The following is a 26291-nucleotide window of genomic DNA, read 5'->3' on the forward strand; positions in this document are numbered from 1 at the left end:
CCAGGGTCACCCACCGGGATGGCGAGGCCGGCGACATCTTGAGCGATAGCCTTTGCTTCCTGGTGCAAAGGGCCAATCGCATCATCTCGCGACAGCTTGACGATGCCTTGCGCCCGGTCGGACTGACCCGCCGCCAGATGATCATCCTCGATGTGATTGGCGAGAATGACACGCTCAGCCAGAGCGCGCTCGCCGATATCATCGGCAAAGATCATACCACGCTGACGGCGAACCTTGGGCCGCTGACCTCGCGCGGACTGGTCGAGAGCCGCATCGATGGCGGCGACCGTCGGGTTCGCAACATCAGCCTGACGGCCGATGGCGCGGTGCTGCGCAAGCATGCCCGCCATGTCCTCAAGACCTTCGATGCGGCGCTATGCGGATGCCTCGAAGGCGACGCCGATCTCGCCGCCCTTCAGGGCGCCCTGCAGCGTCTTGGACACTTCGATCCCGTCGGGCCCAATGCCGATCGCGACGGGCCGGCCAGGACAGTCAGAAACAAACGCCTGGCTACAGACGGCAGAAGGACGGTTGAGATGCTGAAGCGATGGCTTGCGAGACTGAAGTTTTGGGCGGAGGCCCTTGAGGGTATCGACGATCCGCGCGGCGACTATCTGCTCAGACTGGAGAAGAGGGTCTGCCACCTCGAAGACGAGGTGCAGGCCTTGCGCAACAACTCGGCATCGTCCGGCGCGGCCGACACTGATGCGGCAGAACCGAACCCTGCAACGAAGCCGGACGAACCGCTGCGGTTCTGATCAACATGACGAGGCACGAATGAACAACAAACATAACCGCCCGATCCTGGTGACAGGCGCTGCCGGCGCCGTCGGCGCGATCGGCCGTAATGTGACGACCGGCCTGCTGGCCACGGGATTTAACGTCCGTGCGCTGGTGCGGCGCGAGGATGAGCGCTCGGCGGCATTGCGCGAACTCGGCGCAGAGGTCGTGGTCGCCGACCTGACGGACCTGACCGCGATGCACCGCGCCATCGAAGGCGTGTCGCGGATCTATTTCGGCATGTCGGTCTCGGCCACCTATCTGGAGGCGACGGTGAATACCGCGGCCGTCGCTCGCCATCACGGCGTCGAGGCGTTCGTCAACATGTCGCAGATGACGGTGACGCAGATGAGCATCACCGACAGCCCGCAGCACAAGCTGCACTGGCTGGCGGAGCAGGCGCTCGACTGGGCGGGCCTTCCGGTGGTGACGCTGCGGCCGACCGTGTTCATGGAAGGCTTTTTCCTGCGCTTCGCCGCAGCCGGCATCCGTGACAAGGACGAACTGATCCTGCCGCTCGGCGACAGTCGGACGTCGCCCGTCTCGGCCGTCGACGTCGCCGAGGCCGTCACCGCCATCCTCAGTAATCCAGGTCCGCATATCGGCAAGATCTACAATCTGACCGGGCCCACTCGCGACCGATCCCGAGCATTATGCACGGATCTTCTCGGATGCACTCGGCCGGACCATTCGCTATCGCGACGTCCCTATCACGGCCTGGGCCGAAACACTCAGCAATCTTGGCGTGCCCTCACATGTCGTCCGGCATCTCTCGGTGATGGCGGAGCTGCACCATCAGGGCCGCTACGACCGGTTGACCGACGATTTTGCCCGGCTGGCCGGACAGGAACCGACCAGCATGCACGCCTTCGTTAAACTCCACGCAAAGGAGTCCGCGCCAGGCGACGTGAAGGTCTGACCCGCATCGACGCCAATTGGCGACACCACCAGAGCGACAACAAGGAGTACGGCCATGCCCACCTTTCCACGCGTCGAACTGACGAGCCGGGTCGATCCCGCCGATCAGGCCAGCGCCATCGACTTCGTCAACCGCGTCAACTGGCAGTTCGAGACCTGGGATGTCGAGCGCATCATGGAGGCGTTCACGCCAGACAGCGTCACCCATCATTTCCACGGCACGATCAGCGGCCCTGAGGGCATCGCGCCACTTCCTCGAGGTCGATTATCCCTATCTCATTCCCGGGGTCAGCCGGCACGCCACCAATCACATCGTCGATGCGGATGGCGATGGCGTCGCCGTTCGCTATCACAACCTGCTCGTTCGTTACGCGCCGGTCGATGCGGCGCCAGGCCTTGGCACGGGCAAGGTGCTCGATAGCGAGGATGACCTGCCGGCGATCTGGATCTATTCGCCGATGCTCGACAGGCTTCGGCGTGTCGATGGCGCATGGAAGATCTTTGAGCGCCATGTCGGGGGATCGATGACCAACCGGCGGCTGGAGCCGCTCGATCGGGATCCCCATGCGCTGGCGGCCTTCATGCCGAAGCCGGTCTCGTCGCCTGGAGAACAGGCATGATGGTCCGCCGGCACCTTCAAGGCCGGCTCCATTTCGCGCCGCAGTACGCCCTCGCGCCGCCCATTGGCGAATTAGGCAGTCTGCCGACCGTGCGCGCTTGCACCGAAAGCGCACACGGCCGCAACAGACCAGCCAGATGTCTGTCGGCAACTCGACGCTGGGCAAAGACATCTACCTTGGTCGACATTTCCCCAATGAGGGTATATACACGGATAATGGCCCGTTGTTACAGTTCCCTGCTGCGCTCGGCGACCCGAAGACTGGGATCGGTCTATGATCGAGCGCTCGCGCCGCTGGGCATCAACATTGCCCAGTACGCGCTGCTGAGGACCATCGAGCATCGCCAGCCGGTAAGCCTGACCGAACTCGCCCGCAGCGCCGAACTGGAACGCTCCACGGTTGGCCGCAATGTCCGGGTCCTGGAACGTCTCGGCTTTGTTGCAATGGAACGCGGCGAAAACGATCATCGGGAAGCAGCCGTGACGCTGTGCATCCGCGGCGTCGAGATTCTGCAGAAGGTCGAGCCGATCTGGGAGGAGTGCCAGAAGAAAATCGAGGCTCGACTTGGTCCCGTGAAAGTGACGGCGCTGGAGGAGATTCTTCGATCGTTCTGATTTTTGCGACCCAAAACGGGCATATGCCCGTACCGTGATGCGGCAGAAGGGCCGATCGGGCGGTTGAAACCGCAAGCCTGCCGCCTGTGCCCCCCGAACCGACAGGAGACTATCTCATGAGCGCATCCGACATCATCCTCGCCCATCCCGTCCGCACTGCGATCGGGGCCTATAACGGCACGCTGAAGGGCGTTGCGGCGACAGAGCTTGGTGCGATCGCCGTGCGCGAGACCCTGCGGCGCTCGGGGCTGTCCGGCGACGCGATCGGCACGGTGGTCATGGGCAATGTGATCCAGGCCGGCAACCGGATGAACCCGGCACGGCAGGCAGCGATCGGCGGCGGCCTGCCGGTGTCCGTGCCTGCACTGACCGTCAACCGTGTCTGCGGCTCCGGCGCGCAGGCGATCGTGAGCGCGGCGCTGGAGATTGCGGCCGGGGCGAGCGATGCGGCCATCGCCGGCGGCATGGAGAACATGGACCGTGCGCCGTATCTGATGGACGGCGGGCGCTGGGGTTATCGCATGGGACCTGCGCAGATCCTCGACAGCATGCTGACGGACGGGCTCAACGACGCCTTTTCCGGCGAGCACTCCGGCTGGCACACCGAAGACCTCGTCACCCAGCTTCAGATCACCCGCGAGGCGCAGGATGCGTTTGCGGCGCGCTCGCAGCAGCGCTTCACGGCCGCCAGCGCTGCCGGCAAATTCACCGATGAGATCGTTCCGGTCGAGATCAAGGGCCGCAAGGGAACCGAAATCTTCGATACCGATGAAGCGCCTCGCCCAGATACCACGGCAGAGACGCTCGCGAAGCTGAAGCCGGCCTTCCGCAAGGACGGCACGATCACCGCCGGCAACGCACCGGGACTGAACAGCGCCGCCGCAGCGATGATTGTCGCCGCGCGCGGCTTTGCCGAGGCCAAAGGTATCGAACCGCTTGCGCGTCTGGCGGGGTTTGGCGTCGCCGCCGTCGAGCCGGGCCTGTTTGGCCTCGGCCCCGTTCCGGCCGTGCGCAAGGCGCTCGATCGTGCCGGATGGACGCTTGGTGACGTCGAGCGGATAGAGATCAACGAGGCCTTCGCGGCCGTGCCGCTGGCGGTCATCAAGGAACTCGGCCTGCCCGAAGACATCGTCAATGTCGAGGGCGGCGCCGTCGCCCACGGGCACCCGATCGGCGCTACCGGGGCGATCCTTGCCACGCGGCTCGCGCACGCGATGAAGCGTGACGGGCTGTCGAAAGGCGTCGTCACGCTGTGCATCGGCGGCGGCCAGGGCATCGCGCTTGCGCTCGAGGTGCTGTGACACGCGCCCGACCAACACGAACCATGTCCGCCTTCATTCGGCACATCAAGGAGCAAACCGCATGACGAACTCATCCACCATGAACCGCCGTGTCCTTCTCGCCTCCAGGCCAGACGGCGCGCCGACGCCCGAGAATTTCCTCTTCGAGGACCTGCTCGCCTCCGAACCGACCGAAGGCGAATTGCTCCTGAAAACCCTCTACCTGTCGCTCGATCCCTACACGCGGCCGCATGAGCGCGGCAAAATCCTACGCCCGGCCTGTCGAGGTCGGACACGTCATGGAGGGTGGCACGGTCGCCCAGGTGGTCCAGTCGCGCCATCCCGGTTTTTCCAGCGGCGATCGTGCTTTCCTATTCGGGCTGGCAGAGCTTCTCTGTCTCCGACGGCAAGGGGCTGCGAAAGCTCGATCCATCGCAGGCGCCGGTTACCACGGCGCTTGGCGTCCTCGGCATGCCGGGTTTCACCGCCTATTCCGGCCTGCTGACGATCGGGCAGCCAAAGCCCGGTGAAACCGTGGTCGTTGCGGCCGCCAGCGGTCCGGTCGGCTCACTGGTCGGACAGATCGCCCGGATCAAGGGTGCCCGCGCCATCGGCATTGCCGGCGGCCCGGACAAATGCGCCTTCGTGCGCGACGAGCTTCGGTTCGACACCGTTCTCGATCATCGCTCACCGGATTTCGCAGCCGAGCTTGCATCCGCCTGCCCGAACGGGATCGACGTCTACATCGAAAATGTCGGCGGAACGGTCTGGGACGGGATCTTTCCGCTACTCAACAAGTTCGCCCGGATCCCCGTCTGCGGACTGATCGCCCAGTACAACCACGCCGGAGGCCCTTTTCCCGGGCCTGATCGCCTGCCGACGCTGATGCGTTCCGTCCTGAGCAAGAGCCTTCTGCTGCGCGGTTTCATCAATACCGAGTTCGTCGACCAGTACCCGGAGTTTCTGCGCGACGTCGCGGGCTGGATCGCATCGGGCGAGGTTCGCTACCGGGAAGACATCGTCGATGGTCTCGACCATGCGCCGTCGGCCTTCATCGGCCTGCTCGATGGCAAGAATTTCGGCAAGCTGATCGTCCGGGTCGCCGATGCTGAATGAGGCCAGCCGACGCCGTATGCCGCCCCGCCCGCACAGGAAATGGAGACCATCAGCATGACATCCGGTTTGGAAGCCGAATTCGCACCGATCCGTGGAAGCGTTCTGGTCGCCGGCGTCGGATCGGCCAAGGGGCTGGGAGCCGCCATAGCGCGCCGGTTCGGACAGGAGGGTTATCCGGTGGCGATCGCCGGACGCAATGCCGAAAAGCTGGAAGCGACCCGGTCCCGGCTGGAAGCCGACGGTATTTCCGTCAGCGCTACGGTCGGCGATGTCGCAAACCAGGAGGATGTGAAGCGTTTCGTCGCGGCCGCCGAGGCGCTGGGGCCGCTTGCGGTCGCCGTGCACAATGCCGGCAGCAATCGGCCCGCACCCTTTCTCGAACTGCCGCCGGACGAGTTCGAAGTTCACTGGCGTGAGCAGGCGCTCGGCGCCTACCATCTGGCGCGCGCCGCCCTTCCGGCGCTTCTTGCCCGACAAAACCCTGACGAACCGTTCAGTTACGGACCCAGCCTGCTGTTTACGGGAGCCAGTGGCAGCCTGCGCAGCAAGGCAAGGTATGCACCTTTCAGCGCCGCCAAGGGCCCGCTGCGAAACCTCGCGCAGTCGCTCGCGCGGGAATTCGGACCATGGGGCGTGCATGTGGCCCACGTTGTGATCGACGGAGGGATCGCCGGCTAGCGACTTCTTTCCCGGCTACCCGAGCTTCTGGAAAGCAGAGGCCCTGATGGACTTCTGAGCATAGACGCCATCGCCGAGGCCTATTGGACCCTGGACCATCAGCATCGCAGTGCCTGGACACAGGAGCTCGACCTGCGACCGTGGTCGGAAAACTTCTGATCTGCCGCCCAATTCCTTTCATGCGAAGCGAAGCAGCGTAGGCGAACTTCCGTCTGGTTACCGACCGCGTTGGGTCCTCGGGCATCGCAATCGGAAGCAGGGCCCTCTACGGGATTTGTTTTCCTTCAAATCGTTCCCATCTCGCCACACCGGCGTAGGAACCCCAGTGGAGACATGAATGCCACTGGTGCGTACGACATGGGCGCGCCTTCCTGCCCCGCGAGTTCGCGATCGGTCTCATCTCTTGCAACAAGCTGCAGTGCATATGCCAGCCGTAATATCGTTGACGACCAGGTAGCCACTATCCTCAGCGACAGCCGCGCTGCCCCACTTCATGTCGCCACCTTTCGCCATACAAGCCCAGTTTGCGCTCCTTGCTGGATCGGACGCTGGGACATCAGCGAGATCGAGCGTTCAAATTGCGTTCATCGACACAATGGTGTTCGGCTCACGATAAGCGTCGCCGAGCGGCAGAGACCAGCGCCGTCCCTCTTGTCGGCATCCATGGAGCGACGAGGGACGGCGCTCGCTCTACGCGCACTGGAGGTGGCGTCGCAGAGCCACTCGGCACGTTCGTCATCGTGGGTCAGAAACGCAGACGCTTCAAGCCCGTGCATCGCGGCCACTTTCCCCGGCGAGATGGTTGCTCCAGCGCCTGAAAACCACGCTCGCATTGACGCCACCAAATCCGAATCCGTTGGAAATTGCATAGTCCATATCTATTGCTCGGGACTGGTTTGCAACGAAGTCGATACCGTCGCCGGCGGCGTCGGGATCGTTCAGATTGAGCGTCGGAGGCGCGATCTGGTCCCTCAGCGCGAGGATGGTGAAAATTGCCTCGAGGCCCCCGGCTGCTCCAAGCAGATGACCTGTTGCCGATTTCGTGCCACTGACCGCGATGGAGCGGTTCGCGCCAAAAACACTCTTGATCGCCGCCATCTCTCCCTTGTCTCCAAGCGGCGTGGACGTCGCGTGTGCGTTCAGATGTTTGATCTGGGACGGCGAAATTCCGGCCTGGGCGATGGCGATTTCCATGGCGCGCCGCGCCCCGCTGCCATCCTCCGGCCCCGAGGTGATATGGTGAGCGTCAGCCGTGGTGCCGTAGCCGACTACCTGGGCAATGGGGGTCGCACCACGTGCAAGCGCATGGCTCAACGCCTCGATTACGATGACGCCGGCGCCTTCGCCCATGACGAAGCCGTCACGAGCTGTGTCGAACGGCCTTGACGCCTGGTTCGGAGAATCGTTGAAGCCGGTCGACAGCGACCGCGCAGCGGCGAAACCGCCGAGACTGACGATGTTGATGCAAGCTTCCGTGCCGCCGCACACCGCGACATCGGCCTCGTTGTTGCGAATAAGCCGGGCTGCGTCGCCAATCGCCTGCACGCTCGCCGCGCACGCGGTCACGGGAGCGCCGATCGGTCCTTTGAGGCCATGACGGATCGATACCTGACCCGCTGCCAGATTGACAAGGAAGGAGGGAATGGTGAACGGCGACAGCCGCCGTACGCCACGCTGATCGACCGTGCGCACTGCCTCGGTTATTGCGGGGAAGCCGCCGATCCCCGAGGCAATGATGGTTGCCGTTCGCAGCCGATCTTCTTCCGAAACGGCCTTCCAGCCCGCCTGGGCCAGTGCCTCATCCGCAGCAGCCAACGCAAAGAGAATGAAGCGATCGACCCTGCGCTGATCTTTCGGATCGAGCACTCGATCGGGATCGAACCCCGCCTCTTCGTCGTCATCCCGCGTTGGCACGACGCCGCCGATTTTAGCCGGCAGTTCGCCGACGACGTCATCCGAAAGTCTCCTCAAGCCAGAGCGCCCATCCAACAGGCGGGACCAGGACATCTCAACACCTACGCCCAGAGGGCTGACGGCACCCAGGCCCGTCACAACGACACGTCGCATTCCGTCTCCTAACACTTACCACGTTCAACGGTGCGGACGGCACCGCTGCGCCATTGCAGCCGTTCGATTACTGTCGCTCTACGCCTCGTGGGTTGTCGTCATGTGCCGAACTTCGTATCTCGCCGCTTGAAGAAAACCTTGTGCGAGGGTCTCGTCGTTGACGATACGGGACAACAAAACCGCACCAATCATGAGTGAAAGCACAACTGTCGCCTTGGCACGGGGCCCTTCGTCTTCATCCGCAGGCAGCAGTTCATCGAGAATCTGGAGATGAGCTTTCACTCCGGCCTCGAACGTCGCTCTGACCTCCGTGCTTTGACGAGCAGCGTCCGAGCCCAGTGCAACAATCGGACAACCATCACCCCTTTCCTGACGGTGGTCCGGGGAGAGATAGAAAGCCATCACCGTCTCAAGAGGGCTTTGCGGATCGCTGCCGACCGCATCCGACCATCGGCGGGTCGCCATTTCCATTGCACGTTGCGAGGCCCGCGCGATCAGGTCTTCCTTGGATGCGAACTGCTTGTAAAAGCCGCCCTGCGTCAGGCCGGCGGTCTTCATCAGATCCTTGAGCCCGATGCCATCGAAGCCGTACTCTCGGAACAGACGGCTTGCTGAATTGATGACAGTTTGGTGGTTTTCATCCGCCTGCGCACGACTGACTCGCATGGATCGCTCCGCTCGTTAGATTGTATTTGGCATCTATAGGAGATATAGAGGATGGATGCAATCTAAGGACTTGCGGGCTATCGGTCCACTGACACGCGACCATCGCGGCAGTTCGAAGGTGGTTTCACCATGGAAGGGTCCAGACGCCGATTTCGCCGGTGCGATAAGCAATTTGCGGGGTGCGCATATCGATAATTACATTCGCGTCGGTTATTTCTCCTCGAAAGCAGGCCGACGCTTCCCCGCGCATCCATCGGATCGTCAAAAATCGTTTTACCGAAAAGGTAGTGGCGGCATCTCTTCCTCCCCTGGGCGCCAGATCCACGCGCCGACTTCCGGCCGGGACGAGATCAGTTCATCCAGCGCCTCATCATAGGCATCACCCGCCAAGGGCGGAACGACATAGAGGGCGATCGGCTGCGATTGACGCTGCAGCATTGCAGCCGCAGTTGGTGTTTCTGCCGACAAATTATAGCGCAACCCTTTGACGCTCCGGTCACGCAGCTTGGCTAGCGTATCAATGAGCCTCCTTTCGTAGACGGAGTCATAGGGCACCCAGTTTTCGGCCACGACCATGAGAGCCATGTCCTCGACGACCGCAAGGCCGGCGGGCGTCAGGCCGAACGTCGCGATCGTCATCAGGTGAGAAGCCTCGTCGGCTTCCCACAGTGACAGCTCGTTCTCGAAACGCCCCTGGAGACGTTGGTATAGGCCTTCGTCGAGCAACAACGGGAAATCTGGCAGGTGCTTGACGATCAGCCGGTGGCCGGCGCGCGTCGGAGCGAAATCCTTCACCTCACCCACCAGGATCATCAATTTGCGTGGTCCGCTTTTTGGCGGCAGTGCCGGAACCAGCGCCGCGGCCCGACGCTGTTCGATTGCCGCCTTATCCGCCGCGCGAAACGGCTCAGGCACGAACAGCATCTCGGTCAGTGCTCCGCCCTTCACCGTCATCTGACCCGCCGCCGCGAGCAGGTGCCAGCGAATGTTCCACCAGTGACGCTTGCCGGCCCATCGCGAAGTCCAGGCTGTCAGCTCGGCCTGGTGCCAGAGATAATGGAGCACGCTGCGTATAGAGAGTTTCTTCGCGTCACCAGCAACCATGTCGCTGCCATCGGCTCCCGCCTGCGGTGCCGCTCGTCGGCCTATCTTCGTCAGGCTGAAGGCGACCTTCAGCGCAGCGATCCCGCTCTCGGGATCGACTTGGATTGCGCTGCCCATCAACACGCCGAGCCCCGACAATTCGTCCGGTGGTTCATATGAAGCGCAGCCCGGATCATGACCCCCGCCTGACATCGGCATGCGCTTGACGATGTACTGATCGCCGACCTGCGCGATGTACATGGCCAGCCCGCCATCCTTGCAGAGGCAAAATGGCCGCATTCGCTTACGGTAAGCGTCAGCTAACGCGCCTGAGAACTCGGGTGCTGTCTCCCCGATGATCCGATCAGCAAGTTTGAATCGTCGCATCGCCTCCATCGCTCCGGACGCCGCCGCATCCCCTGTCGAGCATTGATTCACGGTTTCACCGGCGATGCAACCGTCATGAAGCTCGCGCGGGCGCCGCGGCGGTGGCGCGCTTCGCGCGCCGGCTGGCGCGGGCAGAGGCAGAGGGGAGGCCGAGATGCGATGGCGGGTCGAAGCCAGGAGAGAGGCTCCCGGCGCCCGTCGCGGAGAACGACCATGACCCAAATGGAAATCCAGGCGCCGACGCGCATCGCTCCCAACGGCTACAAGGTTGACGTCAGCCGCGGCCAGCGCATCGGTCGCGTGTCATCGGAATGGTTCAACCGCCCGGATGACGAACGCTACCTGTCGCTCACCGACCTGAACAATGCGGTGAAGCGGCGGTCTGAGCGCAGCAAGACGCGTATAGTGGAAAGCGAAGCGATCCGCGTCGAAGCGTCTCGCGACAATCCCGAGCGTCTGACGCTGATGCTGCCCGATTCACACATGCCGGTCGCACCGACGCACTGGAGCTTTGGCCAGCTCGCCAGCCTGGTCGGGGCACCTGCGACGTATCTCCGCCAGCTGCCCGCGGCACTCGCAGGCATCAACCTGCAGTACGGACTTTCGACGCACCGGGCCGAGCAGGTGAAGACGTTGGAGATCGAGAACGGCCGCCTTGAGCTTCGAGCTGTGACGGGTCCGGACTACGGCAGGATTTTTGACCACGAGCTCGTCGATGCGGTTCAGAAGATCGCCGGCAACGGCACCGGCGACACGCGCTGGAAAGTGCCCGGCGTGCTCGACTGGTCGACCAGCATCTACAATCCCAATGTCGATATCTCGAAGGATACGACAACGCTCTATGCTTCCGACCGGGACATCTTCGTGTTCCTGGTCGACGATCTCAACCCGATCGAAGCCGGGCGGCTTCCGAACGGCGAACCGGATCTCTACTTCCGCGGTTTCTATGCGTGGAACAGCGAGGTCGGCTCGAAAACATTAGGAATAGCAAGCTTTTACCTGCGTGCCGTTTGTTGCAACAGGAATCTATGGGGCGTCGAGGATTTCCAAGAAATCACCATCCGGCACTCCAAATATGCCGCCTCACGTTTTGCGCTCGAAGCGGAGCCGGCGCTGATCCAGTTTGCCGAGTCCTCGCCAATGCCCTTCATCAACGGCATCAAGGCGGCGCGCGAGCGTGTCGTCGCTCGTGACGACGACGATCGCACGACATTCCTCCGCAAGCGTGGCTTCTCCAAGGGCGAAACCACGAAGATCATCGATGCCGTGCTCACCGACGAAGGCCATCCGCCGTCATCGGTCTTCGATTTCGTGCAGGGCATCACCCGTGTTGCCCGCGACAAACAGCACCAGGATGTGCGGCTCGAAATGGAAGGCAAGGCCAAGAAGCTCCTCGACCTCGTCCACTGATCCTCCACCAGGCCGATCATCGCCACTCGGGGCGCCGTCCTCCCGGCTAGGAGGACGGCGCTTTTCGTCGTGACGGGTCAGGAGGTCGCAGCGCACCTGTGGCTGCCCGTCATGGAGTGCGACCCATGTACGATCCCGCCGAGAGCCCAATGCCCCTGCTGACGTCCGACCAGCGCGAGCAGCTCCTTGCCAATGGTCGTCAGAGCGGCCGCGACCATGTTCCGGTCGTAAAATTCTTCAATCCCGTCGGCATCGGCACATGGCTTGCCACAGAGCTGGATGCAGACCAGGACACTTGTTTCGGTCTCGCGGACATTGGTTTTCCGGAGCTTGGAACGTTCAGCCTGCGAGAGCTTGCCGCGCTCGAGCTGCCCTTCGGCATGCATATCGAGCGTGACGTCTTCTTCACTGGTGCATTCCCGATCTCGGCCTATGCCGAAGCCGCGCATGAGACCGGAAGCATCGCCGCGGCTATCCGCATTCTTTCCAATGCCGCGCGGGCACAGCACGGGGAGGGAACCTGATGCGCTTCCGTCCGTGGCCCAAACCGGAGCCCTATCGGGACACGTCGCGTAAGCGCGCGGCGTTCAAACGCAAGCAACGCCTCGAATGGGAGGCGCTGCCACTCTTTGCGGAAATGATCGCTGCAGGCCAGCATGGCGTCGACGAAGAAATGGCTCGCCGCCATGTCTGGTGGGACGAGCGCGAACGCGAGCAGCGCGCCCTGCGCGCCAAACGCTGGCGCGCCGCCCGAGCCCGGCTGTTCGCGCTGTCTGACGAGCTTCGCAACACGGTCCGGAAAATCCGGCGGGGTTGCCCGTATCCCGCCGATCCCGCCTATCTGCTCGACCTGCTGCACCAAATCACTGTCGGTCGAGTCGATCCTAAACGGCCGCCCTGGGTCTTTGACGGCAAGCTGACGGCGCGCACCACGCCGAACCCCGAGAAATTCGATGAAGCGTTCCGCCAGATCGGCCATCGAAAAGTCGGCGGCGGCCCGAAGACGACAGCTGCTGACGAGTTCCTGTTCTGCGGCAATCTCGGATCGGGCATCCTTTTCCTGCGCACCCGCGTGCGGCTCAACGACCCGCATGAGAGTTTCTATACCTCATCCGGCCACCGGCTGCGGGATTCGCATGTCGGCAGGGCCGGTCATTGGATCGATCTCGAAGTGCGCGGCGACTGTTCGGATGCCGAGCTCGAGCTGATCCGCCGGCTTGCTCAAGAGGCCGATACCCGACCCGTCGTCATCCGGCGGGTCGACGCTCTGACACCGACAAGCAGGGAGGCGCGCCATGATCAAACGGCGGGGAGCCCGCAATGATGAATCATCCTGAGGCCTGCACGGCGCTGACCCGGATGGAAGCCCGCCTCCGGGAGACGCGCCACAATCTGTTCGAGCTTGAACGATCTCTGCGAGAGCGTGCCGAGGATGAAACCATCGACTCTCGGCCGAAGGCACGTCGATACAACCGCCGCATGTCCAACTCGACCAGCTTGGACGAGGATGCCTACCTCCACATCCTGGATAGGCTAATCAGGAACGCTGCGGTCGATCTCGACCGGCTGCGGCGCAAGATTGAGCGTCAGGATGTGGCCATCAAAGCGCCCGCCAAAAATACCGGGTTAACGCCGCCCGGCCCATCTACACGCCTCTGTAGGCAGCGGCATCGCCTTGGCGGCCAGCCCCGTCGGGTTTCCAGCCACCCCCTTGGCCGAGGGGGTGGCTATCCCCGTGACGGTTTCGCAGGCGGATTTCGTCCGTCGGCCGTCACGGAGATTCCAGCATGCTGCAGCCCGTACCTACAGCAGACTATTCCACCGACATCGCCGCCGCCCTCGCAACGCCGGGAGGCCACCTCTCGATCGGCCGCGGCGGCTTCACGCTCCACTATCGCGACGGGGCGACGCTCTCGGGCTATGGCTGCGAGGCAATCAAGTCACAATGCATCGCTGCCGGCCTCCCGATCATCGATAGCCGCCGTGTGGCGTTCGACGTCGTGGTGCAACTGACCTTGGAGGGACCACTGGTCGCTGTCGGCCGCGAGCCCGACCCAGCCCCCGGGCATGGCCTCTCCTATGCGCCGTTGCACGCGGTCGCCATCCGCTATGCTACCGCCGGCGCCGAGGTCTGGAACATCCCCGGCATCGAAACCACGCTCGTGCCGGCCGAACGCAGGACGGCACCATGACCGGCCGGCCTCTCCTTCAGCTCTACACCACTCTTGCCGAGTTTGAGGATCTGCATGCACGCCACGATCGCACACGCAGCACCAGCAAGACCGTGACTGTCGATCGCCAGGCGCTCATCCACATCCTCATGGACCACGCCCGCATGCTCGAGGCGCTGCGCAAGGCTGGACGGATCGATGTCGCCGAACCGAGTTGAGTCGGGCGGCCTGCGCCGGCGCGGCGGCCGCGAGAGGCAGAGGGCGGAGGGGAGGGTTCCTGACGGGTTTGGAGGTTCGGGGAGAGACCCTGGGCCGCCCGTCATGGAGACCCTGACCATGGCAAAAAGCGCCATTCAGAAGATCGCAATGAACCCCTCGGAGAACATCGCCTTCGACAAGCTTGTCTTGTCACAGGAGAATGTCCGCAGGATAAAGGACGGCGTCACCATCGAGCAGCTCGCCGAGGATATCGGTCGGCGCAAGCTGCTTCAGAGCCTGAATGTTCGGCCCGTGCTCGATGGAGACGGCGAGGAGACTGGCACTTATGAGGTGCCAGCCGGCGGCCGCCGCTATCTCGCGCTCGGCATTCTGGTCAAGCAGAAGCGCCTCGCCAAGAACGAGCTCATCCCTTGCATCGTCAATCGCAGCGGAACGACGTCGGCCGAAGAGGACTCGCTTGCCGAGAATGTGCATCGCGAGAACCTGCATCCGCTCGACCAGTTCCGCGCATTCAACACCCTGAAGGACCAGGGCAAAGACGTCGAAGAGATCGCCGCCCGCTTCTTCGTCTCGGCTGCGACCGTCAAGCAGCGGCTGAGGCTGGCCTCTGTCTCGCCAAAGCTGCTCGAACTCTACGAAAAGGATGAGATTCGTCTTGAGCAGATCATGGCGTTTTCTATCTCCGACGACCATGCCCGACAGGAGCAGGTCTGGGACCGCATCACCAAAAGCCCGAATATGCAGGAGCCCTACTACATCAGGCGCCTGCTGACCGAAACCACGGTCCGCGCCGACGATCGCCGTGCGGTCTATGTCGGCACTGAGGCCTACGAGGCTGCCGGCGGCATCATCCTGCGCGACCTGTTCGAGCAGGATTCCGGCGGCTGGTTCCAGGATGCGGCTTTGCTCGAGCAGCTGGTCTTCGAAAAGCTCAAGGCCGATGCCGAGGCGGTTCGCGGCGACGGTTGGAAATGGGTCGAGGCGGCCATCAGCTTCCCGTATGGCCACACCTCCGGCATGCGGCGGGTCTATGCCGAACCGGCGGAGATGAGCGCCGAGGAGATCGCTCGGCACGACGCGGCGAAAGGGGAGTATGATGCGCTCGACGCGAAGTATGCCGAGATGGAGGACGCCGACCAGGAGATCGAGGACCAGCTCGATCAGCTTGGCGCTGAACTCGATGCTTTCGGCGATCGTCCCCAGGTCTACGACCCGGAGCAGAAGGCCATCGGCGGAGCGTTCCTGACCCTTGGCGCCAACGGCCAGCTCCAGGTCGAAGCCGGCTTCGTCCGTCCCGAGGATGAGCCGCGGGCCGAAGTCCACGACGACGAGGAGGCTGACGGCGACGATCGCGACCCATCGCAGCCAGACGAAGACGCCGCCAATCGTGTCGTCGTCAACGGCAGGTCTACGAACGGAACGTCCGACGGCGCTGATGAGCCGGAGGATGAAGGCATCAAGCCGCTGCCCGAACGGCTCGTCTTCGATCTCACCGCGCAGAAGACATTGGCGCTGCGTAACGCTCTTGCCGGTGACGTTGACATCGCCTTCGTCACTGTTCTCCATGCCCTCGTACTGCAGGTGTTCTACCGCTTCGCCAAGAACAGCTGCCTCGAGATCAACATGACGAGCAACAGTTTCGGCCAGGTCCAGGATCTCGCCGAGACTCCCTGGGCGAAGGAGATCGCCGAGCGTCACGAGGCATGGGACCGGGATATGCCGGACAGCGACAAGCTGTGGGAATTCCTGCTCGGTCTCGATGAAGCAAGCCGCAAGGCGCTGCTCGCGCACTGCGTCTCGCTGTCGGTCAACGCTGTGGTCGAGCCTTGGAACAAGCGCCCGGGTGCGCTTGCCCATGCCGATGCGCTCGCTGCAACGCTTGGCTTCGACATGGTCGAAGCTGGCTGGTCGCCCACCGTCGACAACTATCTTGGCCGCGTCACCAAGGCCCGGATCGTTCAGGCGGTGCGCGAGGCCCGCGGCGAGGGCTCCGCGCAGCTGATCGACCACATGAAGAAGGACCTGATGGCCCGCGAGGCGGCTCGCCTTCTCGAAGGGTCGAACTGGCTGCCCGAGCCGTTGCGTTTTGATGGCGATGCCGCGGTTGCCGATGCCGGCGAGACCGTCACCGACGAGGTGACGGATGAGACGGCTCTCGACGCCGCCGCCGAGCTGCCGGCCTTCCTCGCTGACGATGCCGGCACATCATCCGATGAACCGATGACCGTCGCCGAAGATGACACCGACCACCTTCAGGCCGCCGAGTAATCGGCATTCCGCTTCGCACCGGGCCCGGCACCTCTACCGGGCCCTTTTTCGTATTCCGACATGGAGGATTTCGCATGTCAGCACACACAATTTACGATTGCGCCGTTTTGGGAAGTGTCATCCGCTATTCCGACGGCACGGCGAAGCCGCCGGTCCGCTTCAGAAAAAAGCTGTCCGTGTGGCAGAGCCGCAACGGCTCCGGCCGCCTCGTGAAGAAGGAGCCGCCGCAAACGCGCGCGACCTATAGCTCGCCGGCATATTTTACCCTGCATGAGGGTATTTTCGGGGAGGGCGGCGTCATCGTCGTCTCGGTGAGGCGCACCTGGTCCGTCGAGAGCGACCTGCGTTTTGTGATCGTCGAGCGCCCCGCAATCGGCATGGTCCGTGTCCTACAGGACCTCGGAGACAGCCCGGAACTCTTGCATCTCGCCGCGAACCGCGAGGCGGCCGAACACTGGCTCGCCCGCAACCGGTACAGCCGTGCCTATCTCAAGGAAGTGACCGCCGACGAGGTCGGCGCCGACGTTATCGAAGGCCGCGCAGCCGCCTGACGTTTCCACAACATCAACTCAACCGAAGACAGGCCCGAGGTCGCGCCAGCGATTGCCGGGCCTGTTCCGTTTCATGGAGATAGACATGTTCGACTGGACCAGAAGCTGCTCCTATGACGAGCAGCAGAAGAGACGTTTTCACACGACGGCCCGTTCGCGGCTGAAGAAACTCGCCGCCGAACTTGGCCTGCCGACGGGATCTTACGACCTGCGCTCGAACAAGGCGGGCATAGCCGTTTCTGGCGAAATTACCCTTCACCATGACCGGGCATACATCCAGGTCGGCCAGTTCGGAATGTCCTCCGGCCACGGCATCCTGATACGCACCTGCAAGGGCCGTAAGGACTATTCGGGCGGCGCCAATCACTTCGTCGCGCTCACCATGCTCGACAATATTCCGGCGCTCGCCGCCGCCGTCCGCGCCATCACAGGCGTCGGTCATTTCTCGGGACATTCCGCGGATCGCCACGCCGCCTGAAACCGCCCCGCCGATCCCGTCATCCATCGACCGTCTCTCGCCGCGGCACCTCCCCGCGGCGGAAGCGTCGCCCGTTCCGGAGACATGTCATGTCCACCCATCCCCCGTTCCGAAAGGTGTTCGCCGGAGTCGCAACACGTTCGCAGATGTTTGCCCTTTTCAACCGCCACCGTGACACGCCGGGTGTCAATCCCCTGTCCGGCAAGGCATATGCGTCGGAGTGGTTCGAGATCGAGGCCTCCTCGTACCATTTCATGCTCGGTCTTCTGCCACCGCTGTTTCAGCGGACCGGCATGTTCGGCATGTCCGAATACAAGGCCGGCAACGTCACCAGCGTCTTCTTCGCGGTCAGGATCCGTGGCCGCGAACGGTGGTTCCATGGCTTCTGCGATCTCTCCGACAAGCGAAGCCCCGACGCCATGCGGGCAGCAATAGTTGCCTACGAGACAGGCGCCGTCGACAGCATGACGCGCGAGGAAAAACTCGAAGCGATCTGGTCCGCAACAGATGCGGACTTCAGAGGCATCGCCAGCGAGACCAATCCGGACGCCTGGCCGCCGGAGCATCATGGCAAGCGGACCATCCTAACCTTCGTCGCCGGGAAGGGCACCACCCTCAAGCTGCTGGAGGATCTGACCGACGAAGAGATCGACAGCCGCATGCCGGCAGTCCACGCACGGTCGAGGAGGGGAGGGGGCAACGATGCGGAACCATCGTAAGCCACCGCGGCCGGCGGACAACCCAAGCTGGGAGGCGCATTCCATTTACACTGCCGACCTTGGAGTTCCGGACAGGTGCCGATACCGGCGGACACCACCCGGCTCCCCGGCCGTCGCCGATCTCGTGCGGCCCGGAGACACGGTCTCGACCTCCTACGGCACCGGGGGTGTCGTGGCTGAGGTGAAGGAATACTTCTATGCGGCACCGACAGGCGAGACGCTGTCGCATTTCACCATCGTCTACGTGCCGCCCGATCGCGCCGCAAAATACCGCGATCCCGATCGTCACTGGATCAATGAGTGCGTCGCCGTCGGTGACCGCATCCTGATGCTATTCGAGGCCAATGCGGACGAGGTCTTCGTCGTCCGGCCCCAATCGGCAGAACCGCGGCCGCCGAGGACCATCGTCATCAGATAGGCACCGCCGCTGATCAAGTGACTCAGCGCGTGCAAATTCAACCTGGAAAGGAAGCCGCCATGGCCAGAAAGGCCTTTTTCGCCGCCTTCGTCATCGATGAAGAGGCATACACGCCCGAACCCGGTCCGGTCGACTGTCACTTTGTCGTCTCCGATCTCGCACAGTCAAACTTTGATGAGCAGCCCGGCGTGTCGAACTTCATCGTCTGGGATACGCTCGAGGAGTTGATCGCAGATCACCGGCGGCACCAACCAACACTGGCCAATAACTTCAGCGACGGAGAGCCCACAGATCGGGCAAGCTTCGCTCGCGCCGCTGAAATATGTACGACAACGAGGACAATGTTTCGTGACTATCTTTCGCCGGCGATGCGAACTGCCATGGCCTTCGAATACTACGAGGTCAGGCCGTGCATCGAACGCTATCGGCAAATCGCGTCCTATGCCGATGAAAAGGACTATGCCGCCGATCTCACGAAGGCGCAGGCGTCGGGCAAAGAGTTTCGCACCTTCTGGTCGCTATACGGAATCGACGCCGGCGCCCATACCGCCATCGGCGACTTCGTCTCGAAGGATGCCGCGCACGAAGTCATGAACGCGATCCTGGCTGTCCCTGCGGCCGCCCGAAACGCGATTCACGCCGAAACCGCTGCCAGATCGCGCAACGTCGTCGATGGTGCGGCGGGAGCACGAGCCGCCGCGGACTGGCTCGACGACATGATCAACCAGTGCTCGAACGATCAGCGAATCTGACTATCCCGCCGATGCCTCAGTTTCCTCGCCCTCGCCGATCGACTGCGGAACGATGACAACGCGCTCGACGCACGCTTCGTAGCCTGACCTTCACGCCCATCAGCCTCGCATCTGAGCCGGCGCTTAGGAAGGGGCATCACCGATGATTCCGGGAGACATCGACATGATCGATACCACCGCTGAGCACGCCCGCTTCGAGGGCAATCTTCTGCTACGTCGCCGTTCACTCACCGGTCTACCGCGACGACCAGTTTGCCATCGGAATAGCTGTTCTCGGTGAGCCCGGCTATTCGTTCCCCCTCACGCTGGAACTCTTCCCGACCTATGACAAGGCTTCAATACGCGCCCAGGTACTTAATGAGGTCTTCTCCTACAGCGCCGATACCTGCGTCGCCATCGTGGCCGATACGATGATCCGACAAAGCCAGCGAAGGCCAACCATCGAGCGCCTTTTTGACCTTCTTCGCGAAGCAACGGACGATGGAACGCTTGACCGCCTGGCCTGCGACGTCGCGCATCCTGAGACGATCGACGATTTCTGCGATGCGGTCGAGGCATCAAGATGACATCGCCACCTGAGATCGATCCCAACGGACAAACGTGATGATTGTGGGCACTGGCACGCTTCGCAACTGACGCCTCCGTCCTTCGATCGTTAGGCCCCGGCGCTCCACGCGAGAGGCCGAGGCACCCCGGCAGGAGGTGATGCCGGGGTGCGGGAAAGGGGGGCCGGCATCACGATCCTGACGATAAGCAAGGATGAACGGGAGCCGGAACAATGTGTCGGGTGCTCAACAAGCATACAGATGTGATCCCGCCCGGAGCGAAATACATCGGTCGCGGATCGAAATGGGGCAATCGCTTCGTCATCGGCTGCGATGGCGATCGCGAAACCGTGGTCGCGAAGCACGAGCGCTGGCTTGCCGACCAGCATGACCTGCTGCGCTCGCTCGACGAGTTGCGCGGCTGCGATCTGGTGTGCTTCTGCGCGCCCCGCCTGTGCCACGGCAATCTTTATCTTCGCCTGGCGAACGCGACGCGCGAGGAGCGCATCGCCTGGTGGCGCGGCATCAAGGCCGCCCACTGATCGTCAGGACCTTCCTTTTCCTGCCCGGCCTCGCGCCGGGCATCGACTTTTCATGAGAGGAACAACGCCATGCCCAAGTTCACCATCGAAGCCACCTACCGCATGCCCTACTACCGGGCAGCGGACCTACGAAGCCTCCACGCCCGACGAGGCCTGCCGTCAGGCCTTCGAGGATGAAGACTGGTCAGGCGAGCTGCCCGACTTTGAGTGCGCGGGTTCCACCTATATCACCGGCATCTGGAGGGGCACCGATTCCGCCTATGAAAGCGCGGCGCTCGCGGTGCCCTCGCACTTTGACGAAACGGCACAGCGCATGGTCGACCACTTCCACATATTGCTCGACCTGCTCGCCTATCCCGCCCAGCCGAGGGGGCTCTCCCAGGTTGATTTCGAACGCTGGCTGCCCAAGGCCGTCAAGGCAGTCGACAAAGCGAGGGCGATCATCGAGGAACGCCGCGACCCCGACCAGTCAGCCGGCCCGGAGGAATCGTCATGACCACCTTTGTCCTGGCATTCTACGAGATCGACCGGGCCTATGGAGGACCCGAAGAAGGCGGCTGGTGGTACGATACCGGTCAACTCGTGCGCGTCTGGCGCACCCTAAAGAGCGAGGAAAAGGCGTACGTCGTCGCACGCCGCGCAAACCGCCTTCTCGAGCATCTGCAACGGCATCGGCGAGACGTCGGGTCGGTCGTCTACAATAACGGACGCCACATGGTCACGGTGTGCGAAAACGTCGCCCCGAAATCCTATCCCGAGACACGACCGCGCTATGAATGAGCCGGTTTAGCCGGCAATCGCCATCGCGACAGATAAGTGCGTTTACTTCCCCCTGCGCAGCACCTGGGGCAACCGTCGCTTCCACCGCTGGCCGCGCGGAAGGGTTTCGGCATTTCGACGTGGTCTGCGCGACGGTTTCGGACGCGTGGGCTCGATGCTGGCCGCCTCGCTCGGCGGGTGCTCGAGATCACGCGTGTCGGCGTCTGGAACGACCTGCGCATCGCGCAACGGCATCGTCGATGGTGAAACCGTCACATCTTCGAATGTGAACGGTTGTTCTATAACCTTCGTGTCCAGCAGTTTCGCCTCGACCTCTGGCTTTCTCTCCGGCGCTTCGGCAGCGATCGCGGACAGGTCAATTCCACCCCAGATTGATTGCTTGCGCGCAGCATCGCCGCGCTTTTTCTTAACCTCCACGACGAAGGGTCGGGTCTGCCGCCTCATGCAATGTCATCCTGGGTAGAAGAGATTCGATCCGCTCACCGGATCACGAGGCCCACCTACATTGGCCGCGTCCTATCGTCCACCCGCGCGAAGCTTTGACGATCGCCCATCCACGGGATGATGCCGGGACGAAGCCTCCGACTGACCCTTCAGATCACCGGCGCGACAGCTGTTCGCCCCGCCGCAAGAGGCAGAGCGGGGCCGGCAGGAGTGCGGGCCGGCTGGTGCGCAGAGCGTGTGCCAGCGCGGCGCTCACTCCTCACGCGAAGGACATCTCCATGAACATCGTCATGCCTGCATCGGCCGCCGCCCCGGCGGTCCCCTCCCTTGCCGTGCCCGGATCCAGGGCCTCGAACCGCGCCGCAGTGATCCTGCGCGCGGCAAAGCTTCTTCTCCTTCCTCTCGAAGGCGGCCGCGCGATCAGCACCAATGTGCTCGCCGCGGCCATGTCATCGTCTTTCGGCGGCACGGATGCCGAAGGGTTCTGGGTCTGGAAGGACGCCTATGAGGCGCTCGAAGTCGCCCAGATCCTGTTCATGCGCAAGTTCGGACCGGCGATCCTGACGCGCTCCGCGTCGCCGCAGGCCGCACTTGCCATGGTCACGCGGATCGCCCAGCTCGCCCCAACCCACACCCGGAGGTCCGATGAAAGCCAGGCGCTGCAGCAGCTCTCGACGCCGCTGCCGCTTTCCTTCGTAGCTGCCCAAGCGGCAGGGATCACCTCGGCCGATCTGGTGCTCGAGCCGTCGGCTGGCACGGGTCTGCTCGCCATCCATGCCGAGATGGCGCAGGCCTCGCTCGTACTCAACGAACTTGCCGCGACACGCGCCGATCTTCTCAGCCTGATTTTCCCCCGCAGTTCCGTCTCCCGGCACGACGCCGCCCATATCGACGATCACCTCGATGCCGTCATCGAGCCCTCCGTCGTGCTGATGAACCCGCCCTTCACCGTGGGCGCCCACGTCGATGGCCATGTCGCCGACGCCGCATGGCGGCATCTTTCTTCAGCGTTTGCCCGCCTGCGCGCCGGCGGTCGACTCGTCGCAATCACCGGCACTGGCCTTTCTCCCGAAAACCCGAAATGGCGGCCCGCCTTCGAGCGCTTGCAGCAGAACGGCAGGATCGTCTTCACCGCGGCGATCGACGGCCGCGTCTATGCCCGCCATGGCACCACCGCCGAGACCCGCCTGACGATCATCGACAAGACGCCAGCGTCCGACCCGACCTCATTTGCGGCGTCGCCGGGCAAGGCTGGGGATGTCGAGAAGCTGCTCTCCTGGATTTCCGACCTGCCGCCCCGTACACCGGGCGGCCTTCCGGATTCGATCGGGGCCCTGTCGAACCGCGTGCTGCGCAATGCCGCCAAGCAAATGGCTGCTCGATCCGCTGGGCGATCGGCACCGATCGCCGTCTCGGCAGCCGCCCGGAAAACTGTCAGCCCGGTCCGTCCTGTCCCCCCGGCGAAGCCAGCCCGGCCGCTCGCGTCGAGCAGCAGCCCGGTCGTTCCGCTCGCCTATGCGCTGCGCGACTGGATGCCGGAAGAGGGCGGCCGGCTCACCGATTCGATCTACGAGCCCTATGCGCTCCAGTCGATCGACATCCCGCGCGCCAAGTCCCATCCGACGCCGCTGGTACAGTCGGCCGCCATGGCCGCGGTCGCGCCGCCGAAACCCTCCTACCGGCCGCTCCTGCCTGATGTCATCATCGACGAGGGCCTGCTATCCGATGCCCAGATCGAAAGTGTGATCTATGCCGGTGAGGCACATTCCGGCCATCTCGCCGGTGCCTGGACTGTCGACGAGACCTCCGACATCGTCTCGGCCGCACCCGAAGGAGCCGACAATGCTGTCCGCTTCCGCCGTGGATGGTTTCTGGGGGACGGCACCGGCTGCGGCAAGGGCAGGCAGGTCGCCGGGATCATCCTCGACAACTGGCTGCAGGGCCGACGCCGTGCGATCTGGATTTCCAAGTCGGACAAGCTGCTCGAAGACGCCCAGCGCGACTGGTCGGCGCTTGGCCAGGAACCCCTTCTTGTTCAGCCGCTGTCCCGCTATCGGCAGGGCACGCCGATCCGCCTTGCCGAAGGCATCCTCTTCACGACCTACGCAACGCTGCGGTCGCAGGAGCGCGACGGCAAAAAATCCCGCATCGCCCAGATCCTCGACTGGGTTGGGCAAGAGGCGGGGAGGGCCGAAGGCCCGACAGGGACGAAAAAGCCCTTCGATGGCGTCATCGTCTTCGACGAAGCGCATGCCATGGCGAACGCCGCTGGCGGCAGAGGCGAACGCGGCGATGTCGCGCCTTCCCAGCAGGGCAAGGCGGGACTCCGATTGCAGCATGCGCTGCCCGACGCCCGCGTCGTCTATGTCTCGGCGACCGGCGCCACCGCGGTCGCGAATCTGGCCTATGCACAGCGCCTCGGCATCTGGGGCAGCGAGGACTTTCCCTTCGCCAACCGCGCCGAATTCGTTTCGGCCATCGAGGATGGCGGCGTCGCCGCGATGGAGGTGCTCGCCCGCGATCTCAAATCGCTCGGTCTCTACACCTCGCGCTCGCTCTCCTATGACGGCGTCGAATACGACCTGCTCGAACACGCGCTGACCCGGGAGCAGATCCGCATCTACAATGCCTATGCCGACGCGTTCCAGGTCATCCATAACAATCTGACCGCCGCGCTCGGGGCGGCCAACATCACCAGCGAGACCGGCACGCTGAACCGGAATGCGAAGGCGGCGGCACGCTCGGCCTTCGAGAGCACCAAGCAGCGCTTCTTCTCCCACCTCATCATCTCGATGATGACGCCGACGCTGATCGGTGCGATCGAGCAGGACCGCGCCGATGGTCATTCGGCCGTCGTGCAGATCGTCTCCACCGGCGAAGCCCTGATGGAACGGAGGCTGGCCGAGATCCCGACCGAGGAGTGGTCCGACCTCCATGTTGATGTCACGCCGAGGGAATATGTCGGAGGGTACTTGATGCACTCCTTCCCGACGCAGCTCTTCGAAGAGTATTCGGACGCGGAAGGCAATATCTATTCGCGGCCCGTGCATGACGCGGACGGAAATCCCGTCCAGTGCCGCGAGGCGGTTCGCCGGCGCGATGAGATGATCGAGAGGATCGCCTCGCTGCCGCCGGTCGGCAGCGCGCTCGACCGGATCATCCACCATTTCGGAACGGATGTCGTCGCGGAGGTGACCGGCCGCTCGCGGCGCATCGTCAGGAGGACCGGCCGCGACGGCATTGACCGGCTCGCCGTCGAGAACCGCGCAGGTTCGGCAAATCTTGCCGAAACCCAAAGCTTCATGGATGACGACAAAAGCGTCCTGATCTTTTCCGACGCTGGCGGCACCGGCCGCTCCTACCACGCTGATCTCGGAGCCAGGAACCAGAGGCTGCGCAAGCACTATCTGCTTGAAGCCGGCTGGCGCGCCGACAACGCCATCCAGGGTCTTGGTCGAACCCACCGCACCAACCAGGCGCAGCCGCCTCTGTTGCGGCCGATGGCCGCCAATGTCAAAGCCGGAAAACGCTTCCTGTCGACCATCGCCCGACGGCTCGACACGCTGGGCGCCATCACCCGCGGCCAGCGCCAGACTGGCGGGGCAGGGCTGTTCCGCGCAGAAGACAACCTGGAAAGCCCCTATGCCCGCGCGGCACTACGCCAATTCTACTACCTGCTCCACCAGGGCAAAATCGACGGCTGCTCGCTGACGACGTTTGAAGCGGTCACCGGTCTGTCGCTGATCACCGACGAGGGCGGATTGCGCGAGGAGCTGCCGCCGATCACGACCTGGCTGAACCGGCTGCTGGCGCTGCGGATCGAAACCCAGAATCTCCTGTTCGAGGTGTTCGAGCAGCTGATGACGGCCAAGGTCGAAGGCGCCATCGCCGCCGGCAACTACGATAAAGGGCTGGAGACGATCACGGCGGAGAGCATCACCATCACCGATCGGCGCACCGTTTACACCCATCCGGTCTCCGGTGCGCAGTCGCATGTGCTGACCGTGGCCCGCAAGGACCGCATCCTGCCACTCGGCCTGCCCGACGCACTGGCGATAGCCCGCGCGGAGCCGCAGTCGGTCCTGCTGGTCAACACGCGCTCTAACCGCGCAGCGATCCAGCTGCCGACGGCCAGCCTCATGCTCGACGACGGCGCGATCGAACACCGCGTGCGCCTGCTGCGCCCGACCGACGAGCTGCGCTTCGGTCTCGATGCCCTTGCCGAGACCCATTGGCAGCCTGCGGACCGAAAACTATTCTGCGAACTCTGGCAGGCCGAAGTTGCTACGGTCCCGGAGTTTGCCACCAGCACCTTCCACATCGTTACGGGACTGCTGCTGCCGATCTGGCGGCGCCTTCCCGAGCATGACTGCCAAGTCTACCGTATCCAGACCGATGCCGGCGAACGCATCATCGGCCGTCACATCGCGCCGACGCTGGTCGCCACGCTGCTCCGCAATCTCGGCGTCGATCATGTGCCGACGCTGGCGCCGGAGGAGGCATGGACAGGCCTGATCGAAGGCAAGATCGGCTTGCAACTTGCCGACGGCCTGGTCCTGCGCCGCAGCCGCGTCATGAACGACTACCGCGTCGAACTGATCGGCTTCACCGATGCGATTATCCCGCGGCTGAAGGCGCTCGGCCTGATCTCCGAAATCATCTCCTGGAAGCTGAGGCTGTTTATTCCGACCTCTGGGCAGGGGTCGGCCATGCTCGCCTCCCTTCTCGATCGCCATACGCTGCTCGGCGTCACCGATCGATCGGCGGTTTGAGCGAGGGAGGCGA

Annotated in this window: 26 protein-coding genes and 1 pseudogene; 22 read left to right on the forward strand and 5 right to left on the reverse strand. The window is 63.5% G+C overall.

Annotation, left to right across the window (positions count from 1 at the left end; translation table 11 throughout):
* Positions 1–38: 38 nt before the first annotated feature.
* From AB4136_RS16395 to AB4136_RS16425, 7 genes and pseudogenes are all read left to right on the forward strand, one after another.
* The gene (locus AB4136_RS16395; protein ID WP_441931390.1) at positions 39–758 is read left to right on the forward strand and encodes a MarR family winged helix-turn-helix transcriptional regulator; all 720 of its coding nucleotides are present in this window, start codon (positions 39–41) and stop codon (positions 756–758) included.
* Positions 706–1656: an NAD(P)H-binding protein gene (locus AB4136_RS16400; protein ID WP_441931391.1), complete on the forward strand. Its 951-nt coding sequence runs from the start codon at positions 706–708 to the stop codon at positions 1654–1656. Before AB4136_RS16395 ends, AB4136_RS16400 begins: the two co-directional genes overlap by 53 nt.
* 203 nt (positions 1657–1859) lie before the next feature.
* The gene (locus AB4136_RS16405; protein WP_441931392.1) at positions 1860–2318 is read left to right on the forward strand and encodes a hypothetical protein; all 459 of its coding nucleotides are present in this window, start codon (positions 1860–1862) and stop codon (positions 2316–2318) included.
* Positions 2315–2932, forward strand: a complete 618-nt coding sequence (locus tag AB4136_RS16410) for a MarR family winged helix-turn-helix transcriptional regulator (RefSeq protein WP_441931393.1) — start codon at positions 2315–2317, stop codon at positions 2930–2932. Before AB4136_RS16405 ends, AB4136_RS16410 begins: the two co-directional genes overlap by 4 nt.
* Before the next feature lie 116 nt (positions 2933–3048).
* Complete coding sequence (locus AB4136_RS16415) at positions 3049–4233, forward strand: acetyl-CoA C-acyltransferase (protein WP_441931394.1); 1185 nt, start codon at positions 3049–3051, stop codon at positions 4231–4233.
* Between the two features lie 61 nt (positions 4234–4294).
* Positions 4295–5328, forward strand: a pseudogene (locus AB4136_RS16420) (NADP-dependent oxidoreductase).
* Between the two features lie 54 nt (positions 5329–5382).
* Positions 5383–6006, forward strand: a complete 624-nt coding sequence (locus AB4136_RS16425; RefSeq protein ID WP_441931395.1) for an SDR family NAD(P)-dependent oxidoreductase — start codon at positions 5383–5385, stop codon at positions 6004–6006.
* A 762-nt stretch (positions 6007–6768) separates the two neighbouring features.
* On the opposite strand, the gene fabF is transcribed toward AB4136_RS16425, so the two are convergent.
* The 3 genes from fabF to AB4136_RS16440 all read right to left on the reverse strand — a co-directional run bounded on the left by fabF (position 6769) and on the right by AB4136_RS16440 (position 10209).
* Positions 6769–8073 (reverse strand): beta-ketoacyl-ACP synthase II, encoded by a 1305-nt coding sequence (gene fabF, locus AB4136_RS16430; RefSeq protein ID WP_441931396.1) that lies wholly within the window; start codon positions 8071–8073, stop codon positions 6769–6771.
* 78 nt (positions 8074–8151) lie between these two features.
* The gene (locus AB4136_RS16435) at positions 8152–8739 is read right to left on the reverse strand and encodes a TetR/AcrR family transcriptional regulator (protein ID WP_441931397.1); all 588 of its coding nucleotides are present in this window, start codon (positions 8737–8739) and stop codon (positions 8152–8154) included.
* A 273-nt stretch (positions 8740–9012) separates the two neighbouring features.
* On the reverse strand, positions 9013–10209 hold the full coding sequence (locus AB4136_RS16440) for a DUF1173 domain-containing protein (RefSeq protein ID WP_441931398.1): 1197 nt from the start codon (positions 10207–10209) through the stop codon (positions 9013–9015).
* 213 nt (positions 10210–10422) lie between these two features.
* Between AB4136_RS16440 and AB4136_RS16445 the strand changes: the two genes are divergently transcribed.
* From AB4136_RS16445 to AB4136_RS16495, 11 genes are all read left to right on the forward strand, one after another.
* Positions 10423–11619 carry a DUF932 domain-containing protein gene (locus AB4136_RS16445; protein ID WP_441931399.1) on the forward strand — a complete coding sequence of 399 codons (1197 nt, stop codon included), beginning with the start codon at positions 10423–10425 and terminating at the stop codon, positions 11617–11619.
* 149 nt (positions 11620–11768) lie between these two features.
* Positions 11769–12143 carry a DUF2958 domain-containing protein gene (locus AB4136_RS16450; RefSeq protein WP_441931526.1) on the forward strand — a complete coding sequence of 125 codons (375 nt, stop codon included), beginning with the start codon at positions 11769–11771 and terminating at the stop codon, positions 12141–12143.
* Entirely contained in the window at positions 12143–12943 is an 801-nt protein-coding gene (locus AB4136_RS16455; protein WP_441931400.1) for a hypothetical protein, read from the forward strand. The genes AB4136_RS16450 and AB4136_RS16455 overlap by 1 nt, the downstream gene beginning before the upstream one ends.
* A gap of 463 nt (positions 12944–13406) precedes the next feature.
* Entirely contained in the window at positions 13407–13811 is a 405-nt protein-coding gene (locus AB4136_RS16460) for a hypothetical protein (RefSeq protein WP_441931401.1), read from the forward strand.
* Complete coding sequence (locus AB4136_RS16465; RefSeq protein WP_441931402.1) at positions 13808–14008, forward strand: hypothetical protein; 201 nt, start codon at positions 13808–13810, stop codon at positions 14006–14008. The genes AB4136_RS16460 and AB4136_RS16465 overlap by 4 nt, the downstream gene beginning before the upstream one ends.
* Positions 14009–14126: 118 nt before the next feature.
* A complete protein-coding gene (locus AB4136_RS16470; protein WP_441931403.1) occupies positions 14127–16277 on the forward strand; it encodes a ParB/RepB/Spo0J family partition protein in 2151 nt (716 codons plus the stop codon).
* Positions 16278–16351: 74 nt separating this feature from the next.
* Complete coding sequence (locus tag AB4136_RS16475) at positions 16352–16828, forward strand: hypothetical protein (protein WP_441931404.1); 477 nt, start codon at positions 16352–16354, stop codon at positions 16826–16828.
* Between the two features lie 85 nt (positions 16829–16913).
* A complete protein-coding gene (locus tag AB4136_RS16480; RefSeq protein ID WP_441931405.1) occupies positions 16914–17306 on the forward strand; it encodes a hypothetical protein in 393 nt (130 codons plus the stop codon).
* Between the two features lie 89 nt (positions 17307–17395).
* Positions 17396–18025 carry a DUF1419 domain-containing protein gene (locus tag AB4136_RS16485; RefSeq protein WP_441931406.1) on the forward strand — a complete coding sequence of 210 codons (630 nt, stop codon included), beginning with the start codon at positions 17396–17398 and terminating at the stop codon, positions 18023–18025.
* Positions 18009–18443, forward strand: coding sequence for a hypothetical protein (locus AB4136_RS16490; RefSeq protein ID WP_441931407.1), 435 nt, complete (start codon positions 18009–18011; stop codon positions 18441–18443). Before AB4136_RS16485 ends, AB4136_RS16490 begins: the two co-directional genes overlap by 17 nt.
* Positions 18444–18502: 59 nt before the next feature.
* Positions 18503–19195 (forward strand): hypothetical protein, encoded by a 693-nt coding sequence (locus AB4136_RS16495; RefSeq protein ID WP_441931408.1) that lies wholly within the window; start codon positions 18503–18505, stop codon positions 19193–19195.
* A 335-nt stretch (positions 19196–19530) separates the two neighbouring features.
* Here AB4136_RS16495 and AB4136_RS16500 read toward each other — a convergent pair whose 3' ends face one another.
* The gene (locus AB4136_RS16500; RefSeq protein WP_441931409.1) at positions 19531–19713 is read right to left on the reverse strand and encodes a hypothetical protein; all 183 of its coding nucleotides are present in this window, start codon (positions 19711–19713) and stop codon (positions 19531–19533) included.
* Between the two features lie 260 nt (positions 19714–19973).
* Between AB4136_RS16500 and AB4136_RS16505 the strand changes: the two genes are divergently transcribed.
* From AB4136_RS16505 to AB4136_RS16515, 3 genes are read left to right on the forward strand one after another with little or no spacing between them, the layout of a single operon-like run.
* Positions 19974–20282 carry a DUF4326 domain-containing protein gene (locus AB4136_RS16505; RefSeq protein ID WP_441931410.1) on the forward strand — a complete coding sequence of 103 codons (309 nt, stop codon included), beginning with the start codon at positions 19974–19976 and terminating at the stop codon, positions 20280–20282.
* A gap of 52 nt (positions 20283–20334) precedes the next feature.
* The gene (locus AB4136_RS16510; protein WP_441931411.1) at positions 20335–20778 is read left to right on the forward strand and encodes a hypothetical protein; all 444 of its coding nucleotides are present in this window, start codon (positions 20335–20337) and stop codon (positions 20776–20778) included.
* Complete coding sequence (locus tag AB4136_RS16515) at positions 20775–21062, forward strand: hypothetical protein (protein ID WP_441931412.1); 288 nt, start codon at positions 20775–20777, stop codon at positions 21060–21062. The genes AB4136_RS16510 and AB4136_RS16515 overlap by 4 nt, the downstream gene beginning before the upstream one ends.
* Before the next feature lie 42 nt (positions 21063–21104).
* Here AB4136_RS16515 and AB4136_RS16520 read toward each other — a convergent pair whose 3' ends face one another.
* Positions 21105–21506 carry a hypothetical protein gene (locus AB4136_RS16520; RefSeq protein ID WP_441931413.1) on the reverse strand — a complete coding sequence of 134 codons (402 nt, stop codon included), beginning with the start codon at positions 21504–21506 and terminating at the stop codon, positions 21105–21107.
* A 278-nt stretch (positions 21507–21784) separates the two neighbouring features.
* Between AB4136_RS16520 and AB4136_RS16525 the strand changes: the two genes are divergently transcribed.
* On the forward strand, positions 21785–26278 hold the full coding sequence (locus tag AB4136_RS16525) for a strawberry notch-like NTP hydrolase domain-containing protein (protein ID WP_441931414.1): 4494 nt from the start codon (positions 21785–21787) through the stop codon (positions 26276–26278).
* Positions 26279–26291 lie beyond the last annotated feature (13 nt).

Origin of the sequence: Mesorhizobium sp. 2RAF21 (assembly GCF_052115345.1) — a bacterium.
Taxonomy (GTDB): domain Bacteria; phylum Pseudomonadota; class Alphaproteobacteria; order Rhizobiales; family Rhizobiaceae; genus Mesorhizobium; species Mesorhizobium terrae.

Coding starts and splice junctions, on each gene's coding strand:
- AB4136_RS16400 (WP_441931391.1), top strand. CDS start 706: ATGCGGCAGAACCGAACCCTGCAACGAAGCCGGACGAACCGCTGCGGT.
- AB4136_RS16405 (WP_441931392.1), top strand. CDS start 1,860: ATGTCGAGCGCATCATGGAGGCGTTCACGCCAGACAGCGTCACCCATC.
- AB4136_RS16410 (WP_441931393.1), top strand. CDS start 2,315: ATGATGGTCCGCCGGCACCTTCAAGGCCGGCTCCATTTCGCGCCGCAG.
- AB4136_RS16415 (WP_441931394.1), top strand. CDS start 3,049: ATGAGCGCATCCGACATCATCCTCGCCCATCCCGTCCGCACTGCGATC.
- AB4136_RS16425 (WP_441931395.1), top strand. CDS start 5,383: ATGACATCCGGTTTGGAAGCCGAATTCGCACCGATCCGTGGAAGCGTT.
- fabF (WP_441931396.1), bottom strand. CDS start 8,073: ATGCGACGTGTCGTTGTGACGGGCCTGGGTGCCGTCAGCCCTCTGGGC.
- AB4136_RS16435 (WP_441931397.1), bottom strand. CDS start 8,739: ATGCGAGTCAGTCGTGCGCAGGCGGATGAAAACCACCAAACTGTCATC.
- AB4136_RS16440 (WP_441931398.1), bottom strand. CDS start 10,209: ATGCGACGATTCAAACTTGCTGATCGGATCATCGGGGAGACAGCACCC.
- AB4136_RS16445 (WP_441931399.1), top strand. CDS start 10,423: ATGACCCAAATGGAAATCCAGGCGCCGACGCGCATCGCTCCCAACGGC.
- AB4136_RS16450 (WP_441931526.1), top strand. CDS start 11,769: ATGCCCCTGCTGACGTCCGACCAGCGCGAGCAGCTCCTTGCCAATGGT.
- AB4136_RS16455 (WP_441931400.1), top strand. CDS start 12,143: ATGCGCTTCCGTCCGTGGCCCAAACCGGAGCCCTATCGGGACACGTCG.
- AB4136_RS16460 (WP_441931401.1), top strand. CDS start 13,407: ATGCTGCAGCCCGTACCTACAGCAGACTATTCCACCGACATCGCCGCC.
- AB4136_RS16465 (WP_441931402.1), top strand. CDS start 13,808: ATGACCGGCCGGCCTCTCCTTCAGCTCTACACCACTCTTGCCGAGTTT.
- AB4136_RS16470 (WP_441931403.1), top strand. CDS start 14,127: ATGGCAAAAAGCGCCATTCAGAAGATCGCAATGAACCCCTCGGAGAAC.
- AB4136_RS16475 (WP_441931404.1), top strand. CDS start 16,352: ATGTCAGCACACACAATTTACGATTGCGCCGTTTTGGGAAGTGTCATC.
- AB4136_RS16480 (WP_441931405.1), top strand. CDS start 16,914: ATGTTCGACTGGACCAGAAGCTGCTCCTATGACGAGCAGCAGAAGAGA.
- AB4136_RS16485 (WP_441931406.1), top strand. CDS start 17,396: ATGTCCACCCATCCCCCGTTCCGAAAGGTGTTCGCCGGAGTCGCAACA.
- AB4136_RS16490 (WP_441931407.1), top strand. CDS start 18,009: ATGCGGAACCATCGTAAGCCACCGCGGCCGGCGGACAACCCAAGCTGG.
- AB4136_RS16495 (WP_441931408.1), top strand. CDS start 18,503: ATGGCCAGAAAGGCCTTTTTCGCCGCCTTCGTCATCGATGAAGAGGCA.
- AB4136_RS16500 (WP_441931409.1), bottom strand. CDS start 19,713: ATGCGCGACGTCGCAGGCCAGGCGGTCAAGCGTTCCATCGTCCGTTGC.
- AB4136_RS16505 (WP_441931410.1), top strand. CDS start 19,974: ATGTGTCGGGTGCTCAACAAGCATACAGATGTGATCCCGCCCGGAGCG.
- AB4136_RS16510 (WP_441931411.1), top strand. CDS start 20,335: ATGAGAGGAACAACGCCATGCCCAAGTTCACCATCGAAGCCACCTACC.
- AB4136_RS16515 (WP_441931412.1), top strand. CDS start 20,775: ATGACCACCTTTGTCCTGGCATTCTACGAGATCGACCGGGCCTATGGA.
- AB4136_RS16520 (WP_441931413.1), bottom strand. CDS start 21,506: ATGAGGCGGCAGACCCGACCCTTCGTCGTGGAGGTTAAGAAAAAGCGC.
- AB4136_RS16525 (WP_441931414.1), top strand. CDS start 21,785: ATGAACATCGTCATGCCTGCATCGGCCGCCGCCCCGGCGGTCCCCTCC.